The sequence below is a fragment of the Escherichia sp. E3659 genome, from assembly GCF_005781135.1.
Lineage (GTDB): Bacteria > Pseudomonadota > Gammaproteobacteria > Enterobacterales > Enterobacteriaceae > Escherichia.
In genome coordinates this window covers 21643-40205 of the sequence record NZ_VATQ01000048.1, presented here as the reverse complement: position 1 = coordinate 40205, position 18563 = coordinate 21643, and the positions used below count along the sequence as shown (strand labels likewise).

The following is an 18563-nucleotide window of genomic DNA, read 5'->3' as shown; positions in this document are numbered from 1 at the left end:
TTATTTAGCCGCCCCTGGTTTACTTTTACAGCGAATAAATAATCACCTCCCTGTTTTTGTATCTTCTCTGCAATATCTTTCTGGCAACCAATCGCATCAGTTGTGATAATTTTTCCTTTAATATCCAACATGTTAAGAAGTTCAGGGATAGCTGTGATCTCATTAGATTTCTCATCCGTCCTGATCTGCCCGAGGACCAGACTGTGCATTGTTGAGAACGCACTAATGACATGAATCGCTCCCTTGCGGCGACTCTTGTCATAAGAATGCCGGAGCGTTTTTCCATCAATTGCAATGACGTCTTTATCATTTGATGAATGGCAGTCACGCATCCAGTTAATAAAGCACTCGTGAAATTTTGCAGGACTGATACAGGATACAACTCTGGCAATGGTATCGTGAACAGGAATACCATTTTCAAAATCACAATATTGCTTCAAAAAATCGAGATGTGTTTCCCAAAAATCCTCTATATCTTCCCATCCTTCCGCCCCAGAAATAACGTCGCAAATGGTCAATAGTAGAATATCAGACAATTTATGTTCCACTTCCCAGGCTTGTCTGTAATCGGGGATAATAGAAATATGTTCCATCAATTTTTTAAGTTCCATTTTGTTCTCCTTAATTAGGTAAGGAGTATTTGATCATGTATAAGCAATGAAAAACAGCTTTAGGCAATAAGGAATATCTCAATTATTGAACATTTAGTGCGAATTATTTAGTACAAAAAGTGTACTTCTAATGATCTTTCCCTGCTCACTCGCCGGGTCATCATAGCTGTACCTATATAAATTAAAAATCCCCCCACTCTCGGCAAGGTAACGCTTTCGTTTTTATATAATCTTTATATATAATTAACTCGTTGATATCTACTTTTATTCCACTATTTAAATCAACAGAAGCTATACCTCCTGAATCAATGTACACATTTTTATCATATATTTCTATAAGAACTCTCACCGCATTCGAATCAAATTTATCAACCACAACACCTTTATGTATTAAGGAATTAAAAAAAGTAATATCAAAATCATCAACGCTCCATTTTTCTGAACACATGTATTTGATATTATAAAAATCTCTCTCTCTATATGGCTGTCGATCAAAGGGATAAAAATAGACATCAGCACATGATGAAAATGAAAAAAACAACATCAAATATAAATATTTAAGCATTAAAAATACCTTATTTTTTATACGTATAATATTCACGGCGAGCACACATATTTAACTGACCTCTAATTGGATTCTCCCCATATTTAATAACAACCTCCTCACTTTTCCCGAAATTATTATCATTGGTGTTACTTTCACCTTCATCTTTAGTCTTTCCGATGGACCAATAAGCATGAGCTATCTCATGCATTAATAATGCAACTGTAGAAGCCTTTTCCTCTCCTGTAGAATTACAAGAAAAATCAACATACACATTAGGACGATGATTTGGATCAACCGAAATAACTTTTCTACCTGGAGAGTAAAACGATTCATTTTTCTCTTCATTTGTTATTGTATAAGTTTCATCATTTTTTTCCAATGAACTTATCATTGAGTTTCCATACCCGCTTGTTTTTATGGTTTCGTAAGCGCACTTCAATGCCTTCTGAGTTTTTTCGTCACCTGTAAATATAACTTTTAACCCTATGGGATCTATATATTCTACGGGATTTAACGGATACTGATACAGGTTCCATTCCCCCCTCAGTCCTATCGGGTCCTGGGTGATATACCTCCCCTGTAGCGGGTCATAATACCGGTGACGGTTGTAGTACAGCCCCGACTCCTCATCATACTGCTGCCCCGGCAGACGGAGTGACTGCTGAAGGTGCTGCGTGCTTTCCTCTCCCAGCAGGTTCCCCCACTCGTCATACTCCCCGCGCCACGCCGTTTCGCCTTCCGGGTTGATGAGCGCCTGCGGCAGCCCCCGGTGGTCACAGTGGTAAAGATGAAGTTTCCGCTCCGGGATGTATTCCGCCTCCAGTTGCGCCGCCATCTGTTCCGCCGTCAGCCCGCACTGCGCAAGCCATGCCTCACTCTCCGCACTCACCGCTCCCGCGCGCAGTTCCCGCTCCAGCCTTCCCAGCATCACCGCCAGCTCCGCCGGTAGCGTCACTCCCGTGTCCTCCTGCAACACCTCCGCCAGGCTACGGTGCCGCGCCTTCGCCTGTTCGCCATTCTCTGTTTCGATTCTCAGGAGCGGCGTGAAGCTCCCCGGCTGGTATACCGTCTGGATACGCGTGGTGTCGGTCTGTACCGTCGTCAGGTGGTCGCCGTCCCAGCCGTACCACGTCACCTCCGGTTTACGCGACAGCGACATCCACCCCGTCAGGTCACGCTCCCGCCGCCACACACGTTTCCCCGTCCGGCGGCCCAGCGGGTCATAGAGGTAGCGGCTCTCCACCTGTGGCTCGCCGTGCTGTATCCGCGTATAAAACACCAGCCGGTGCTGGCTATCGTAATGGTAGTGGTGGGTGCGCTCGTCGTGCATCCGGATAACCCCTTCCGGGATACGGTCCGTCTTCTCCGTCAGCCTGCCGTATTCATCGTAGCGGTAGACATAGTGCGCATCTTCCGCGATGCGGTTATCCGGCCACGCCGTGAGGGTGCTGTCCGGGTGCAGTTCCGGGTCCGGCAGCCGGTTTCCTGCCGGGTCTGTTGCATACGGGATATCGATATCCAGGTTCGCTGCCGTGGTGTGGACGCCCGTCAGCCTTCCCGTGTCGCTGTAACGGTACTCCCGGCTCTCCTGCGGGCCGCTGATGCGCACCAGTTGCCCGTTATCGTTCCACGTATAGTCACGGTCAAGCTGCGGAAGGTTCAGGTGCCTGCTCTGGAGCTGGCCACTGGTATTCCAGGCGGTGGCGAGTTCATATGCCTCCCCGCCGAAGCTGCGGGCCGTCTCACGGTGCAGCCGGTCCCGCGTGTACTCGACCAGCGGCGTTCCGCCCAGCTTCATCCCCGCAAGATAACCGCTGCCATACGTCAGCCACTCCACCGGCGGCAGACCGTCCGGCTCCTGACGGTTCGCCAGACCCTGTTCGCTGTACGCGTGCTTCGTCTCATGCTCCCACAGTATCTCCCCCGTCTCCGGGTTTTCCACCGTCTGCCGTTCGCCCGTCAGGCGGCCTTTATCGTCGTGGCCGTAGTGGACCGCCACACGGTGGCCTTCACTGGTATGGCTGAGGGTGGTTAACCACCCGTGCTCATCATACTGCCACTGCTCCGCCGGGTCGCCGTTCACCGTCCGGTGCGTGATGCGGTCCGACGCATCGTAATGCCAGAGGGTGATAAGTCCCTCGTCTTCACTGTGGACAAGCTGCCCTGCGGCGCTGTACCGGTAACGCTGTGTCCTGCCGTCAAAGCCACGCTGCTCCGTCAGGCGGTCCAGCACATCGTAGGTAAATTCACTCCGGCTGCCGTTCTCGTTGGTCAGCACAGTGATGCGCCCGGCGGCGTCATACCCCATGCTGCGCGTCAGTCCGCCCTCTGTCACACTCACCGGACGCCCGCGTTTATCATATTCGATGGTGCTGCGTTTACCGTCCGGTGATATCGTTGCTGTCAGGTCGCCTGCGGCGCTGTACTCATAACGGGTTTCACGCCCCTGTGCATCCTTCTGACTGACCAGTTGACCACGCGGGTTATAACTGCTGTAAGTGCTGATGCCTTCTTCCCGGTGAACGGCGATTTGTTGACCGTACCGGTCATACTGATACCGCGTCGTGTACCCCGAGCAGTCCGTAAAGGCCAGCAGTTGACCATAGCGGCTCCATGCCATCTGTTTTGTACTGCCCGTCGCATCCTCTATCCCTGTCGGCAGTTCACTCGCCGGGTCATCATAGCTGTAACTCGTCGTCTCACCGCTGCGTGAGGTCTCCGCCGCCAGCCTTCCCTTATCATCATACTCCCGGCTGCTGCGAAGCCCGTCCGGGTACGTCACCGACGTCACCTGCCGCTGGCTGTTGTAGCCATACCGTACCGTCCTGCCGTCCGGCCCCGTCACCGCCGTTACCGCGCCCGACGCCATATGCAGGCTGTACTCCGTCCGCCGTCCCGCCGCATCCGTCTGCGCCTTCAGCCTCCCCGCCTCATCATACTCGCTGCGGGTGATGCTACCGTCCGCATGTTCCTTCTTCACCACACGTCTCAGGCCACCCTCGCCTTCCGTGTACAGCACCTCCCGCCGCTTCAGGCTGTCCGTGATGATTACCCGGCTCTCTCCGTACTCAAAGCGGTAGTCCAGCCCTTCCGGGTTGACCTGCTCCGTCACCCGACCGGTATCATCATACCGGTAGCGGCTCTCCGGCCTTCCCGCATAATGGTGCGCCACCATCCGCCCCGCGTGCTGCGCATCATAAGTAAACCCGCGCACCTGCGTTCCGCTGCGGTCATACACCGCCCGCAGTTCACCGCTGGCCGTGTACGTGTAGCGCGCAAGCGGCGCGGCGGACAGTTCATCCGGGTATGCCGGGTCATATGTCAGCCACACCGCCTCCAGCCGGATACCGTTATCCGTGCCGTATCCTGTACCGGCGGGCAGCGTGTCGGGGAAAGCTGAAGAAGAGGAAGAAGAGGAAGCAGAACGGGGACCGGCAGGGGAGGATAAAGACGTGGCGCGCTGTTTACGGAAGGCTTCCGCCCGCTGTGCCTGTGTGGTCAGCGCCAGGTGAAAACGACGGCCCGCGCCGTCCGTCACCCCCGTCACCGCGCCCGCCACGTCACCCTCCGCCGCCCGGTGGAAGGCCAGCGTCCGCCCGAAGCCGTCCACCACACCCGTCAGCACCCGGTATGCGGGCGGCTCCGGCGGCAGCACCTCGTCCGCCTCCGGCACCCGCTCCGGCCAGCCGAGTATCCACCACGGCCCCTGAAGGCTGTTTGCCGCCAGGTACACATGCGGACTCAGGCGAACATCTTCCGGCAGTACCTGCCAGAGCGCGCTTAACGGCTGCGAACTGTGCTGCTCCGCCACCCCGCCCCGTGCCAGCCAGAACGACTCGCTGCGGCTGTAGCTTATCTCGCCGGGAAACAGCGGCTCAAAGTGAATGCTCCTGCCGCCGCTGTCGTTGAGTATCAGGCCTTCATCGCGTATCTGTAAGCAGATATCGAAGGGCGCTTTCCAGCCGGGACCAAAGACCCCTACCGGCGCGGGTGTCCTGGTCCGGTAGCTGCTGTAGGCGCGGGAAAGAATGAACGGCAGCGGACCGGGCAGCGCAAGGTCCGTCTCGCCCGGCAGCACCTTCGCACCCAGCACCGGGTTCACCGGGTGGCCCTTCTGCTCCTCTATCGGGCTGTTGGGACATACCGAGCAGGCCACTCCCGTCGGCGCACCTATCAGTACGCCCGCTGAACCCTGCACAATATCCAGTCCCTTGCGGGTCATGTCGCCCTGTCGCGCCGCCGGTTTTCCGCCCATGAATCAATTCCTTCTGCTTTTAATATGGTTCATCTGGTCACTGCACCAGTTCCGTTTTAATTTTTTGCACCTGACTCAAAATTGCCGCATATCCGGCATTCCGGGGGGTAAATCTTTCGGCACAGGCGCATCCGGTACAGGTTGTGTGGCACCACAGTTCCAGTTAATCACCGGCGCATCACCGTTCACATCCGACTCTCCTTCCAGATGGATGTGTGTACCATTGAGAAATATGCTTCCGTCCTTCGTCAGCACCAGCCTTGCCTTACCACAGCAGAGTTCAAGATGCTCACCGGCAGAATAAACTGCTGTTTGCCCGGTGTTTTCCTTCATCGTCTTGCCCACCGAGAAGGTGACGTTATTCCCTACATTGACGCTGTAGCCCATTCCCACCATCAGTGATTTATGCAGCCCTACCTGTGAGGACTGCAACAACGCCACCGAGGTATTCATGATGCCGCCTACCGTCGTCTGGTAAGCCACGCCTACCGTCAGCGCACGAATGATCCCCACCTTTTCAACCTGGTTTGAACCCACTTTGATAATCTGGTTACTGCCTACCGTTTCTACCTGGTTGACACCAACCGTCTGTATCTGATTAACGCCGATGTTCTGGATCTGGTTATTGGTAACGGTGATCGCCTGGTTGTTACCTATTTTTTCGGCATGGTTATTTATCACATCAGTGGTGCGGTTATTCAGAACCTCGGTGTTCATGTTCTTCTGCGCGTGGATGTAGACCTGTTCTTTCCCTGTCGCATCGTCAAACTTCAGTTCATTAAACCCGCTGCCCTTATAGGTTTTCGAACGAATGGTCATCTGCGTCTTTGTTCCCGGCAGGCTGCCGGGGGTGCGGTTTTCCTGGTGGTAGGTGCGCCCCATAATGATCGGCTGGTCCGGATCGCCGTTGAGGAAGTCCACAATGACCTCCTGGCCCACACGCGGTATCGCCAGGTTGCCAAACCCGGCACCTGCCCACGCCTGTGCCACACGGATCCAGCATGAACTGTCCTGGTTTGACGGGTTATAGCGGTCCCAGTTAAATTTCACCCGCACGCGGCCATGTTCATCACAGAAGATTTCCTCGCCTGCCGGTCCTGTCACGACGGCGCTCTGCGGGCCATCCACCAGCGGTTTCAGCAACGGCTGTGGTCGCCATGTTCTGTCTGCCGGTATTACCGCAAAGTGGTTATTCAGCGTGGTACCCGAACCACTGCGTCCCGGCACCGCCTGCGGCTGCTCGCCGTGCAGATCGCTCGCCACCACCTGCCATTCACGGTTCAGGTTCGCCTGCGGATGCCCCGTCAGCACAATTCGCCGTCCCGGCCATATCTCCGGAGAACGGCTTGTTCCGCGCGCCACTTCTGCATTGTTTCGCCAGCCGTCCATTTGCCAGCGGGCAAAGTTCTGCCCGTGGGCACCCTTGTAACGACCGGGGTAGTCATACACTTCATACTGCGTGCGCTGGTAATCCTGGTGCTGGCCTTCCTGGTCAAAACGCCCTGCCCAGCCGGGTCGTTTAAAGGTGTAGTCTTTGGTCACTACGGAGGAAGGACGGATTTGTGCGCTGTAGCGGAACTGGCTGATGCAGAGGGTGCTCACTTCGGTGCGGGTGTTCGGATTCCAGGGGATCTCAAAGGACTCCGGCAGATAACGCACGGTGTCGCACAGGACCAGGCTCTGGTCGGTACTTTTTTGCGCGTGCTCCTCATAAAAGAAGATGCCTTCCTCCGCCGCCATCCGGCACAGGAAATCGTAATCGGTTTCGCCGTACTGGACACAAAACTCACGGGAAGGATGCGGCTCGCTGAACAGCGGACTCCATTCGGTCAAACCGTTTTCCTTCAGGATCGTAGCGAGGATGCTTTCGATGTCCTCATTCTGGAAGATACGGAAGTTCTGGCGCAGCCCTGTGCGCCACAGCGGTGGGCACACCTTCATGCTGTATAGCATCTGGTTTTTGTCGTTCTCCCCCAGTTCAAACCAGGTCACTACACCTTTCACCCGGCGCTGTACGTCATCACCCTGCCATATCGTCAGATAGGCCATTTTGTCGAGGATCTGCTGAAATTCAAGGGAGAGAAACTGCTGGCTGACCAGAGAGAGATCGAGGGAAAAGAGCGAAGAGAGTGACTGGTTCAGATGAAAGGAAACCACCGCAAAAGCATCCGGTGGCAGACCGTCCACTTCCAGCGTGAAACGTAATCCGGTTGACATAGCAACCTCCGGGATTAAGGAAAAACAGACAGTTCGCTGTTAAAGCGGCTGTGACAGTACAGTGTTACGCATGCGTTCATGCACGCTACCGCCGAAGTTTCCGGCATCCGCCATCTCCTGTGAACGCAACTCATTACTGACAACCTTTCCTTTACGGCGTAACAAAAACAGCATCCGGCCTGATAGCCGGATGCTGTTGGCTTAACTTATGCTTCCAGCGGTGCGCGCCAGTCGTCGGCACCGGAGGTGCCAGATTTGACGTGTTCCCACTCAATTTTGCGGTAGGCCAGTGAAACTTCGAGCAACTGGGTGAACTCGCGTTTCGCCGGATCCTGGCAATGCGGCATATGCAGTTTCATATCGACAATCGTCGAATCGGTCAGGCGGGTGGTGAAATAATGCTCCTGTTTGCCTTCCACAGAAGTGCGCCACCAGTGCAGTTCGGTTTTTGGCAGCATTTCGCCGGAGGCCAGTGCGTTGTACATCAGCGGAACAGCTTTGTTCAGCGCCACGGTAAAAATGAACGGTTTGTGAGCACGCTGACCAGCTGGCTGGCCGGACTGAGGATCTGTCGGGACAGTAACGTTATGAAGAAACTCCTGGACTAACATTTCATCTTCGTGGCCTTGCACGTAGATATTGCCGACGGAATCAGCAGTAAAAGCACCAGCAGTGATGTTCCCCTGGGTCTGGCCCGTGATCGAAATGTAACATGGGGTTGGCATTTGTAAACTCCTTGTAAAATCCGTTAGTTAACACTTACAATAACCTGTCGATAACCACGACAGGCAGATGTCGCTCACTCTGGAACTACATCATTTTTCTGTACTTTTCACATACAAACCGAATTTGAATTCACGGCTGCTGTAAAAAAATCTGTTCCAATCATCCAAGAGCTAAATAGGTAACACTGGTTATATAATTTGATAGCCATGCTCAAATAACCAAGGCCTGTCATCATCTCTATTAAAAGGCAAAGCTGTATCATTAATAAATATCTCACTTACCCATTTAGAATTTATCATTTTGATAGTTTCTGAGATATTCCTTAAAAAACCACTCTTTTAATCATGAGGTAAATATATAAGCACAAAAACATTAATATTACTTATGTTTTAATAAAATATTCAACAATATCAAATACATGTTAATTTTCATTTATTTTAACAAATCCCATGATATGCCTGACATGGATTATCAATGCTTATAGAGTGTATTTATTTATCGCAGAATACCCTTATTTGTGAATGATAAAAAGTCCTTTTATTATTTATTTTTAAGCGTAAAATGCGGGGCAATTAAGGAGTGGTGAATTTATTTTAACCGCCATTAGTACGGCATTATCGATATTTTTTCGGTACAAATATGCCGTATTCATGGTCTGTACGAGACAACATGACGGATCACTTTTATGAGCAAAAAATTTGAAGGCAGCGTCGCGCCTCGCGAGCGCATAAATATATCGTATGTCCCCAAAACGGACGGTCAGACGGCTGAAGTAGAGCTTCCGCTCAACATGCTCGTTGTCGGCGATACCGGAAATACGCAAGAGACATCCCCTTTGGATGAACGCCAGGCTGTTTCCATTAACAAACACAATTTTGGCGCGGTGATGGCCGAAGCAAACATTGACCTCAATTTCATTGTCCCCGCCACGCTTAAGGAAAGTAGAACTGGTGATGAACTGAATGTGGCGCTGAACATCAAGTCACTGGATGATTTTTCACCGGATAGCGTGGCTCGACAGGTTCCGGAAGTAAACAAATTGCTGGAACTGCGTGAAGCGCTTACTGCGCTGAAAGGGCCGATGGGTAACCTTCCTGCCTTCCGTACACAAATCCAGGCATTGCTGGAAAATGAGGAATCCCGCGAACAGTTGCTAAAAGAAATCGGCTTGGTGAGCGGGAAATAACCCCAAAAATTTCATTAAAACGGGGTTATCCAGACATGGCGGCACACAAAAATATCTGTGGGTCACTTCCCTGTCTAACGAAGAAATACGGTATGCAATGTACCTGGTATGCTTCAGTCAGACAGGTGAATTAAACCAAGATGACGTGGATGCGCTGACTATAAAACTGGATCGCCGTATCAGTGACCTAATGGATGAGCTTATCCATCTTTGTGAGCTTCAGCAGAGCGTGCTGTACTGACGGTGCGTACTTCACTGAAGGTTCGAACCCGGTTACAGAAACACAGCAAAACAGAAGGATTTTCAGTATGTCTTTACAGGAAGAGGAACTTGTTTCCAGTCAGGTAGATCAGGCGCCGTCGCTGCTTGATCAAATCATGGCGCAGACCCGCATTCAGCCCGGCTCGGAAGTTTATGACGTTGCCCGCCAGGGCGTGACAGCCTTTATTAGCAGCATCCTGCAATCCACCACACCTGACGAACCGGTCAATAAACTGGCCGTGGACAGCATGATTGCAGATATTGATGAACGCATCAGTCGCCAGATGGATACCATCATTCATGCGCCTACATTTCAGCAGGTAGAGTCGTTCTGGCGCTCACTGAAAACCATGGTGGATCGCGTTGATTTCCGTGAAAACATCAAGGTCAACGTGCTTCATGTCACCAAACAGGAGCTTCTGGAAGACTTTGAGTTTGCACCAGAAATTATTCAATCCGGATTTTATAAACATGTTTATTCGTCTGGATTCGGACAGTTTGGTGGTGAACCCATCGCTACCGTGCTGGGCGCTTACGAGTTTAAAAATACCGCGCCAGACATGAAGCTGCTGCAATACGTCAGTGCCGTGGGCGCAATGGCGCACGCACCGTTCCTGTCCTCCGTTTCCCCGGAATTTATGGGGCTGAACTCTTGGACCGAACTGCCTAATATCAAAGATCTTTATGCCATCTTTGAAGGTCCGGCCTATACCAAATGGCGAGCCCTTCGTGACTCTGAAGATTCGCGTTATTTAGGGCTTACGGCACCCCGCTTCCTGCTTCGCCAACCCTGGTCACCAACAGATAACCCTGTTAAGAACTTTAACTATCACGAAGATGTCAGCCAGAACCACGAAGATTATCTGTGGGGTAATACGGCCTGGATGCTGGCATGCAATGTCGCTGACAGTTTTGCCAAATACCGCTGGTGTCCAAATATCATCGGTCCGCAAAGCGGCGGCGCAGTGAAAGATCTGCCGGTACATCTGTTCGAAACGATGGGTCAAATTCAGGCCAAAATCCCAACCGAGGTGCTGATCACCGATCGCCGTGAATTTGAACTAGCTGAAGAAGGGTTTATTACCCTAACCATGCGTAAAGACTCTGATAATGCAGCCTTTTTCTCAGCAAATTCGGTACAAAAACCGAAACACTTTCCGGGAAAAGATGCAGAAACCAACTATAAGCTGGGTACGCAGCTTCCTTATCTCTTCATCATCAACCGGTTAGCGCACTACATCAAGGTGTTGCAGCGTGAACAACTCGGGTCATGGAAAGAAAGAAGCGACTTAGAGAGGGAGCTGAATACCTGGATCCGTCAGTATGTTGCCGACCAGGAAAACCCACCAGCAGACGTGCGCAGTCGTAAACCTCTGCGCGCCGCCAGAGTTGAAGTTATGGATGTGGAAGGCGAACCCGGATGGTATCAGGTTGCACTGAGCGTAAGGCCACATTTTAAATTTATGGGGGCAAACTTTGAGCTTTCCCTGGTTGGCCGGTTAGACAGGGAGTAACACACCATGATACCGGATCGGGAAAGAACCACAGGTTCTCTTTTTGAGCGTATGGAAGCCTCTTCGGCCAGAAACCGGCAGGGAGGCAGTATTCATTCGCTCAGGCAATCCATTCGCCAGAACCTGCGAAACATTCTTAATACCCGGTCCGGTAGTTGCCGGGGGGCGCCTGAACTGGGCATTGATGAACAGGAAGTGGCTGAAAACTTCCGCGAATCAATGAGTCGGGCCATCGCGCAATGTATAGAACGCTATGAACCCCGGATCTCACACGCTGAAGTGCAGGCTGTGGTTTCATCCGCCGCCAGCCCGCTGGATATGACGTTTCATATTTCAGCCTGGGTGACATTTAACGAAACGCATGAAGTGCTTGAATTTGATATGGCACCGAATGGCAGCCAGCATTACCGGGTGGACTGACAAATGGAATTTGAAGAACGCTATTTCCGGGAAGAACTCGATTACCTGCGCCAGCTCAGCAAGCTGCTGGCAACGGAAAAACCCCATCTGGCCCGCTTCCTGGCCGAAAAAGATGCGGATCCGGATATTGAACGCCTGCTGGAAGGCGTGGCTTTTCTTACCGGCAATCTCCGCCAGAAAATTGAGGATGAATTCCCAGAACTGACGCATGGCCTTATTAAGATGCTGTGGCCTAATTACCTGCGTCCGGTTCCGGCAATGACCCTTATTGAATATACGCCGGATATGGATAAGTCTTCTGTGCCGGTGTTAATCCCCCGTAATGAGCAGTTTACAACCAACGCCGGGGAAATCAGAGTCGATGACGTGCTGCCCTCCGATTCTAAAAAGGAAGAGCCGCCTCCCTGTACCTTCACCCTCTGCCGGGATATCTGGCTGCTGCCCGTTCGCCTGGAGCAGATTGAAAACCGCAGTACGCCCCGTAATGGTGTTATCAACATCACCTTTTCGGTCGCATCGGGAACGGACTTCCGCACGCTGGATCTGAACAAACTTCGCTTCTGGCTCGGCAATGACGACAACTATACCCATGACCAGCTTTATTTATGGTTCTGTGAATACTTGCAGGGTGCCGACCTGACTGTGGGTGAACAGCATATTCGCCTGCCTGAGTTTATGCTGAAAGCTGTCGGTTTTGAGCCGCAGGATGCCATGCTGCCGTGGCCGAAAAACGTCCATAGCGGCTACCGGATCCTTCAGGAGTATTTCTGTTACCCGGATGCGTTTCTCTTTTTTGATCTTTGTGGCTGTCCGGCTTTGCCTGACGGATTGCAGGCTGAATCCTTTACCCTGCAACTGCGTTTTTCACGCCCTTTGCCCGTGGACATCCGGCTGCGCCGCGATTCCCTGCGTCTGTATTGCGCACCTGCCATTAATTTATTTATCCACCATGCAGAAGCCATCACGCTGGACAATCGGCGGGCAGACTATCCGCTGGTTCCCAGCCGCCATTACCCGGAACATTACGATGTATTTTCCGTTAACAATGTGGTGAGCCAGGTCCAGGATATGTTCAGGAAAAAAGATCTGGGGCGTCCTGTTTCGACGCAGGCCGCGCGCCAGTGGCCTGCCTTTGAAAGTTTCAGCCATCAGATGGAATACAGCCGGAAGCGGGAAGTAGTGTACTGGCATCACCGGACCAAAACATCCCTGTTCCATCGCGGCTTTGATCATACCCTTGCTTTTATACATGCTGATGGCAGTTATCCGTCAGACGAATCGCTGCTCAGTAACGAAGTGGTTTCGGTAACGCTAACCTGTACCAACCGGGAGCTTCCGTCACAGCTTCGTTCCGGAGATATCACCGGCACAACCGGTAAAAATGCGGCGGTCGCTTCATTTCGCAACATTACCCGCCCGACGCAACCACTCTGGCCAGTCATTGATGGCAGCCTGCACTGGTCCCTGCTCTCCGCCATGAACCTGAATTATCTGTCATTACTGGATACGGACGCACTGAAGCAGGTCATCGCCAACTTTGATCGCCACGCAATCCATCATCCGCAGACGGCGCGGTTGTCACAACAAAAGCTGGATGCCATTGAGCGTCTTGAGACCCGCCCCATTGATCGCCTGTTTACGGGTATTCCTGTTCGAGGGCTGGCCTCAACGCTGTATCTGCATCCGGAGCCGTTTGTCTGTGAAGGGGAAATGTATCTGCTCGGTACGGTGCTTTCGCACTTTCTTTCGCTGTATGCCAGCGTCAATTCATTCCACATGCTGACCGTTGTGAACACTGAAAGCCAGGAGACATGGAAATGGACGGAAAGAACCGGGCAGCATCCTCTTATCTGAGTCCGGGAAATCCCCTGGCAGATAAAGAGCAGAATGATCCGCTGGCGCAGGTTCTCCAAAACGCCTGCTCTTACAATTTTTTTGCGATGGCGGAGTTGTTGCACCGCCTGGCTCAGGGGGAAAAGGGGACACCGGAATTATCCCTGCGCGATGATCCGACACAGGAAATCCTGCGTTTCAGCGCCGACGCCAGCCTTGCGTTTCCCCTGAGTGATATCAGTTTGCTGAAACGGGATACGTCAGGGGTATTCAGGATGACCACCACCTTTATGGGGTTACAGGGGAGCCAGTCGCCTCTCCCCGGTTATTACCTTGATCAACTGGCCTGGAAAGCGGTACATGAACAAAGCCCGGTGGGCGATTTTCTGGATATGTTCAGCCACCGCCTGACTCAGTTTGTCTGGCATATCTGGCGCAAGTACCGCTATCACGTCAGTTTTCGTAACGGCGGTGTGGATGCGTTCTCGCAGCGCATGTACTCCCTTGTCGGGCTGGGTAATCGCCAGCTTCGCGATAAGCTGGCGATTAATCACAGTAAAATGCTGGCGTATTCCGGGATCCTGGCCAATCCGGGACGATCCCCGGAAATTATCTGCGGCCTGGTGTCCCACTGCTTTGATTTGTCAGAAGTGACGCTGCAAAACTGGCAACGTCGCAAGGTGGATATTGAACCGGATCAGCAAAACAGCCTGGGGAGCTATTCGCTTAAAAATGGCGAAAAACTGGCCGGAAGATCGGTGCTGGGCAACTTTGTTCTGGGTACACGGGTGCCCGATCTCAGCGGTAAATTCCAGCTCAGTATTACCCGTCTGACCCGAAAACAGTTCCTCTCTTTTCTGCCGTCCGGCGAAAACTTCCTGCCACTGATGATGTTTGTGTCATTCATTCTGCGCGATCAGCTTGCCTGGGACTTACATCTGGGGCTGGCGCCGGAGCAGGTGGGTGCAATGCGCCTGGGCGATAACAAAAGTGCGCTGCTGGGCTGGACCAGCTTCCTCGGCACACCGGAAGAACGCCCCTCAGTCACCATCAGGGTACGGTCGTAAATTATGATAATCACGGAGCAGAATATGCCGGAAGAGAAATTACAGACGCTTTCATTGCAGGTCATTAACGGCAGTGAGCTGGAAAGCGGGCGGGCGGCACGCTGTCTGTTCACACAGCAGGGAAATGTCGGCAATGGTCCCGAATGCCACTGGTCGGTACAGGATCGTCAGCAGAGCATTCCGGCTCAGGCTTTTACTGTTATCCTGCACGATGGCACATTTTGTCTGCGCCCGCAGACGGCACAACTGTGGCTGAACCAGGCAAAAGTCACAGCAACATCAGACCTGATACAGCTGCGCCAGGGCGATGAGATCCAGATCGGGCGACTGATGGTGAGGGTTCATCTGAACCGGGGAGACATCCCCCATTACGATGAAGAAATGGCAACCCCTGAAACCATTGTCACCAATCGCGATATGCTCACGGATACCCTGCTATCAACGGAAGGCGCGCCACACTACCCAGGAATGACTCACCGGCACCAGCTTGCAGACACCGTGGTAAACGGTTTTTCTGCCGATCCACTCCAGGCACTTCAGTCCGAAAGCCTGATAACCACGGGCGATCCGCTTTCAGGCATTGCGGCTGTCCGGCCATCAGCACCACTGTCTGATCCGGCAAGTAATGGTGGGATCAATACTCCGTTTATGGATCTGCCGCCCATTTATGCCAGCCCCGGCGATCGTAATGATGACGCCTCTCCGGCAGAAATGGCGCAACGCCACCTTGCGGTCACCCCCTTACTGCGCGGTCTCGGCGGCTCGCTTACCGTGAGCAATTCCGACGATGCGGATGATTTTCTGGAAGAGGCCGGACGAACGTTACAGGCCGCAATAAAAGGTCTGCTTGATTTGCAGCAGCAGCGTAACAGCCTCTCAGACAAACATTTGCGCCCGCTGGAAGATAACCCGCTGCGCCTGAACATGGATTACGCCACCGCGCTCGACGTGATGTTTGCCGAAGGTAAAAGCCCGGTACATCTGGCGGCCCCCGCCGCCGTCAGTGAAAGCCTGCGCAATGTTCGCCACCACGAAGAGGCAAACCGGGCGGCGATTGTGGAGTCGCTTCGTGTCCTGCTGGACGCTTTCTCACCACAAAATCTGATGCGACGCTTTGTGCAGTACCGCCGCAGCCATGAACTGCGCCAGCCGCTGGATGATGCCGGAGCATGGCAAATGTACAGCCATTATTACGAAGAACTGGCCTCCGATCGCCAACAGGGGTTTGAGATGCTGTTTAACGAGGTCTACGCCCAGGTCTATGACCGGGTGCTTCGTGAAAAACAGCGGGAGCCGGAAGCATGAACAGGAAGGCGTTTCTGGCCTGCGTGCTGATGTGCGTCATATTAACCGGCTGCGAAACGGCGAAAAAAATCAGTGAAGTGATCAAAAACCCGGATATCCAGGTCGGGAGCCTGAAGGAACAACCGTCGGAAATAACCGTCACCCTGCTGACCGAACCGGACACCAATACCAATGCGGAGGGTGAACCAGCCGCCGTGGACGTGCAACTGGTGTACCTCACTGACGACTCAAAATTGCAGGCAGCCGACTATGACCAGATAGCCAGTACGCCGCTACCGGATGTGCTGGGTAAAAACTATATCGACCACCAGGATTTCAACCTGTTGCCGGACACCATAAAAACCCTGCCGCCGGTAAAGCTGGATGAGAAAACGCAGTTTATTGGTGTCGTGGCCTATTTCTCCGATGACCAGGCCACTGAATGGAAACAAATCGAGACGGTGGAAGGAACCGGCCACCATTACCGCCTGCTGGTGCATGTCCGTCAAAGCAGCATCGAAATGAAAAAAGAGGATGAATAATTATGGCAACCACCCGCAACAAGGTGATATGGCAGGAAGGGATGCTGATGCGCCCACACCATTTCCAGCAACAGCAGCGTTACAACGACTACCTGGATAACCAGCGTTTCCGGGCCATTAATGATTTATCCTGGGGATTTACTGAACTCTCCCTCAACAATGAACTGCTATCGCAGGGTAAGGTCATGATTGACAGTGCGTCAGGCATGTTGCCTGACGGCACCGTCTTCTCCATCCCTGACCAGGACGCCCTACCCGATCCACTACACCCGCAAAATTTTCCGGACGAAAAAAGCCGCAATATTTACCTCGCTCTGCCAGTCGCCAGTGATGTGAGAAATGAAATCAGCGACGGGCGACGAATCGGGCGTTACCGGCTGAATTATGCCGATGTCCGGGATCTGCATTCAGAAGAAGGTGACGCGCGAACACTGACGTTGGGACAACTGACGCCGCGCATTATGAGCGGTGCGGAAGATATGAGCGCCTATATTACGCTCCCGCTTTGCCGAATCAGCGATCGCCATGCCGACGGTTCCCTGACGCTGGATGACGATTTTATACCCTCCTGCCAGAATATTCAGGTCAGTAAGAGGCTGCGTGTTTATCTGAAAGAAGTACAGGGGGCCATTGGCGGACGGGCAAGCGATCTGGCAAACCGCATAGGCTCTCCGGCGCAGAGCGGCATTGCAGATGTGGCGGAATTTATGATGTTGCAGTTGCTTAACCGTAACCAGACCCGGTTTACCCATCGCGCCCGCCGATCCCAGCTCCATCCGGAAGATTTCTACCTTGATCTTGCCGGGTTACTGGGAGAACTGATGACGTTTACCGAGCCGTCACGCCTGCCCTGCCCGCTTGATGTGTATGATCATCATGACCTGACCAAAACATTTAAAACACTGTTACCGGAAGTCAAGCGGGCTCTGCATACAGTACTGTCGCCAAGAGCGGTCAATCTGCCGCTGCATCTGCGTGACGGCATCTGGCAGGCCGATGTTCATGACACAGAACTGCTACAGTCTGCCACCTTTGTGCTGGCCGTGGCGGCAAATATGCCCGTCGATCAGATCCAGCGCCAGTTTATCCAGCAGTCGAAAATTTCCTCGCCGGAAAAAATCCGCAATATGGTCAGTGTGCAGATACCCGGAATTCCATTGCGTGCCTTGATGGTGGCTCCCCGCCAGCTTCCTTACCATTCTGGGTTCAGCTATTTCGAACTCGACAAGAGTGGCCAGGCCTGGGCAGAAATGGCTGCCGCAGGTGCTGTTGCACTGCATGTGTCCGGCAGTTTCCCGGACCTGAATATGCAACTGTGGGCGATCAGAGGGTAAGACGATGGATGAAGGGTCACTGTCTCTGCCACCATTTACCAGACACGTCGAAAAAGGCCTGCGCGACTATCATCTTGCACTTCGTGGCAATAGCCTGAATCCGATGATCGACGCGGCCACGCCCCTCCTCGGTATGGTGATGCGTCTTTCAACCATGAACAGCCAGACGATGCCGGAGCATCTGTTTGCTCAGGTGGTGACGGATGTTCAGGCGGTGGAGCAACTGCTTCAGGAGCAGGGCTACGAACCGGGCGTGATTATCTCGTTTCGCTACATCCTCTGCACTTTTATTGATGAAGCGGCGCTCGGTAACGGCTGGTCCAACAAGAACGAGTGGATCAAACAGTCGTTGCTGGTCCATTTCCATAATGAAGCCTGGGGTGGCGAGAAGGTTTTCATCCTGCTGGAGCGCCTGATCCGTGAACCCAAACGTTACCAGGATCTGCTTGAATTTCTCTGGCTCTGTTTTTCTCTGGGTTTTCGCGGGCGTTACAAAGTGGCAGCACAAGATCAGGGGGAATTTGAGCAGATCTACCGCCGCCTGTACCACGTCCTGCATAAACTGCGCGGCGATGCCTCTTTCCCGCTGTTACACCTGGACAAAAAAACCCAGGGCGGGCGTTATCAGTTAATCAGTCGCCTGACCATTAAACATATTTTTTGTGGTGGCGTTGTCGTGCTGGCGTTGTTTTACCTGTTCTATCTGCTGCGGCTGGACAGCCAGACGCAGGACATTCTGCACCAGCTAAACAAATTACTTCGATAA

At 52.8% G+C, this 18563-nt stretch carries 15 protein-coding genes; 9 read left to right on the top strand and 6 right to left on the bottom strand.

The genetic code is table 11. The features are described from left to right. From FEK47_RS23260 to FEK47_RS23240, 6 genes are all read right to left on the bottom strand, one after another. The coding region (locus FEK47_RS23260; RefSeq protein ID WP_138183389.1) for an ISAs1 family transposase at positions 1 to 611 on the bottom strand (611 nt) is incomplete at its 3' end. 181 nt (positions 612 to 792) lie between these two features. Beyond that, positions 793 to 1176, bottom strand: a complete 384-nt coding sequence (locus tag FEK47_RS23255) for a hypothetical protein (RefSeq protein ID WP_135486887.1) — start codon at positions 1174 to 1176, stop codon at positions 793 to 795. 10 nt (positions 1177 to 1186) lie between these two features. Next, positions 1187 to 5413 (bottom strand): RHS element core protein, encoded by a 4227-nt coding sequence (locus tag FEK47_RS23250; protein WP_171020867.1) that lies wholly within the window; start codon positions 5411 to 5413, stop codon positions 1187 to 1189. 75 nt (positions 5414 to 5488) lie between these two features. Then, a complete protein-coding gene (locus tag FEK47_RS23245; protein WP_135486886.1) occupies positions 5489 to 7630 on the bottom strand; it encodes a type VI secretion system tip protein VgrG in 2142 nt (713 codons plus the stop codon). Positions 7631 to 7669: 39 nt separating this feature from the next. Further along, positions 7670 to 7804: a hypothetical protein gene (locus tag FEK47_RS25705; protein ID WP_276609634.1), complete on the bottom strand. Its 135-nt coding sequence runs from the start codon at positions 7802 to 7804 to the stop codon at positions 7670 to 7672. A 32-nt stretch (positions 7805 to 7836) separates the two neighbouring features. Then, positions 7837 to 8355: an Hcp family type VI secretion system effector gene (locus FEK47_RS23240; protein ID WP_001142955.1), complete on the bottom strand. Its 519-nt coding sequence runs from the start codon at positions 8353 to 8355 to the stop codon at positions 7837 to 7839. Positions 8356 to 9041: 686 nt separating this feature from the next. Between FEK47_RS23240 and tssB the strand changes: the two genes are divergently transcribed. The 9 genes from tssB (at position 9042) to icmH (ending at position 18563) form a co-directional block, all read left to right on the top strand. After that, positions 9042 to 9542 (top strand): type VI secretion system contractile sheath small subunit, encoded by a 501-nt coding sequence (gene tssB, locus FEK47_RS23235; RefSeq protein WP_130260453.1) that lies wholly within the window; start codon positions 9042 to 9044, stop codon positions 9540 to 9542. A gap of 308 nt (positions 9543 to 9850) precedes the next feature. Continuing rightward, positions 9851 to 11317 carry a type VI secretion system contractile sheath large subunit gene (tssC, locus tag FEK47_RS23225; RefSeq protein ID WP_135486885.1) on the top strand — a complete coding sequence of 489 codons (1467 nt, stop codon included), beginning with the start codon at positions 9851 to 9853 and terminating at the stop codon, positions 11315 to 11317. A gap of 6 nt (positions 11318 to 11323) precedes the next feature. Next, positions 11324 to 11737, top strand: coding sequence for a type VI secretion system baseplate subunit TssE (gene tssE, locus FEK47_RS23220; protein WP_135486884.1), 414 nt, complete (start codon positions 11324 to 11326; stop codon positions 11735 to 11737). 3 nt (positions 11738 to 11740) lie between these two features. After that, a complete protein-coding gene (gene tssF, locus FEK47_RS23215; protein ID WP_135486883.1) occupies positions 11741 to 13591 on the top strand; it encodes a type VI secretion system baseplate subunit TssF in 1851 nt (616 codons plus the stop codon). Further along, a complete protein-coding gene (gene tssG / locus FEK47_RS23210) occupies positions 13555 to 14637 on the top strand; it encodes a type VI secretion system baseplate subunit TssG (RefSeq protein ID WP_135486882.1) in 1083 nt (360 codons plus the stop codon). The genes tssF and tssG overlap by 37 nt, the downstream gene beginning before the upstream one ends. A 24-nt stretch (positions 14638 to 14661) precedes the next feature. Beyond that, complete coding sequence (tagH, locus tag FEK47_RS23205; protein WP_135486881.1) at positions 14662 to 15942, top strand: type VI secretion system-associated FHA domain protein TagH; 1281 nt, start codon at positions 14662 to 14664, stop codon at positions 15940 to 15942. Continuing rightward, entirely contained in the window at positions 15939 to 16463 is a 525-nt protein-coding gene (gene tssJ, locus FEK47_RS23200; protein WP_130260447.1) for a type VI secretion system lipoprotein TssJ, read from the top strand. The genes tagH and tssJ overlap by 4 nt, the downstream gene beginning before the upstream one ends. A gap of 2 nt (positions 16464 to 16465) precedes the next feature. Further along, positions 16466 to 17797, top strand: a complete 1332-nt coding sequence (tssK, locus tag FEK47_RS23195) for a type VI secretion system baseplate subunit TssK (RefSeq protein WP_135486880.1) — start codon at positions 16466 to 16468, stop codon at positions 17795 to 17797. Between the two features lie 4 nt (positions 17798 to 17801). After that, positions 17802 to 18563: a type IVB secretion system protein IcmH/DotU gene (gene icmH, locus FEK47_RS23190; RefSeq protein ID WP_135486879.1), complete on the top strand. Its 762-nt coding sequence runs from the start codon at positions 17802 to 17804 to the stop codon at positions 18561 to 18563.

Bases quoted from the DNA above. Each gene is read 5' to 3' on its own strand.
- FEK47_RS23250 (WP_171020867.1), bottom strand. From the start codon at position 5,413: ATGGGCGGAAAACCGGCGGCGCGACAGGGCGACATGACCCGCAAGGGA.
- FEK47_RS23240 (WP_001142955.1), bottom strand. From the start codon at position 8,355: ATGCCAACCCCATGTTACATTTCGATCACGGGCCAGACCCAGGGGAAC.
- tssB (WP_130260453.1), top strand. From the start codon at position 9,042: ATGAGCAAAAAATTTGAAGGCAGCGTCGCGCCTCGCGAGCGCATAAAT.
- tagH (WP_135486881.1), top strand. From the start codon at position 14,662: ATGCCGGAAGAGAAATTACAGACGCTTTCATTGCAGGTCATTAACGGC.
- tssJ (WP_130260447.1), top strand. From the start codon at position 15,939: ATGAACAGGAAGGCGTTTCTGGCCTGCGTGCTGATGTGCGTCATATTA.
- FEK47_RS23245 (WP_135486886.1), bottom strand. From the start codon at position 7,630: ATGTCAACCGGATTACGTTTCACGCTGGAAGTGGACGGTCTGCCACCG.
- tssK (WP_135486880.1), top strand. From the start codon at position 16,466: ATGGCAACCACCCGCAACAAGGTGATATGGCAGGAAGGGATGCTGATG.
- FEK47_RS25705 (WP_276609634.1), bottom strand. From the start codon at position 7,804: ATGCTGTTTTTGTTACGCCGTAAAGGAAAGGTTGTCAGTAATGAGTTG.
- icmH (WP_135486879.1), top strand. From the start codon at position 17,802: ATGGATGAAGGGTCACTGTCTCTGCCACCATTTACCAGACACGTCGAA.
- tssE (WP_135486884.1), top strand. From the start codon at position 11,324: ATGATACCGGATCGGGAAAGAACCACAGGTTCTCTTTTTGAGCGTATG.
- tssC (WP_135486885.1), top strand. From the start codon at position 9,851: ATGTCTTTACAGGAAGAGGAACTTGTTTCCAGTCAGGTAGATCAGGCG.
- tssF (WP_135486883.1), top strand. From the start codon at position 11,741: ATGGAATTTGAAGAACGCTATTTCCGGGAAGAACTCGATTACCTGCGC.
- FEK47_RS23255 (WP_135486887.1), bottom strand. From the start codon at position 1,176: ATGCTTAAATATTTATATTTGATGTTGTTTTTTTCATTTTCATCATGT.
- tssG (WP_135486882.1), top strand. From the start codon at position 13,555: ATGGACGGAAAGAACCGGGCAGCATCCTCTTATCTGAGTCCGGGAAAT.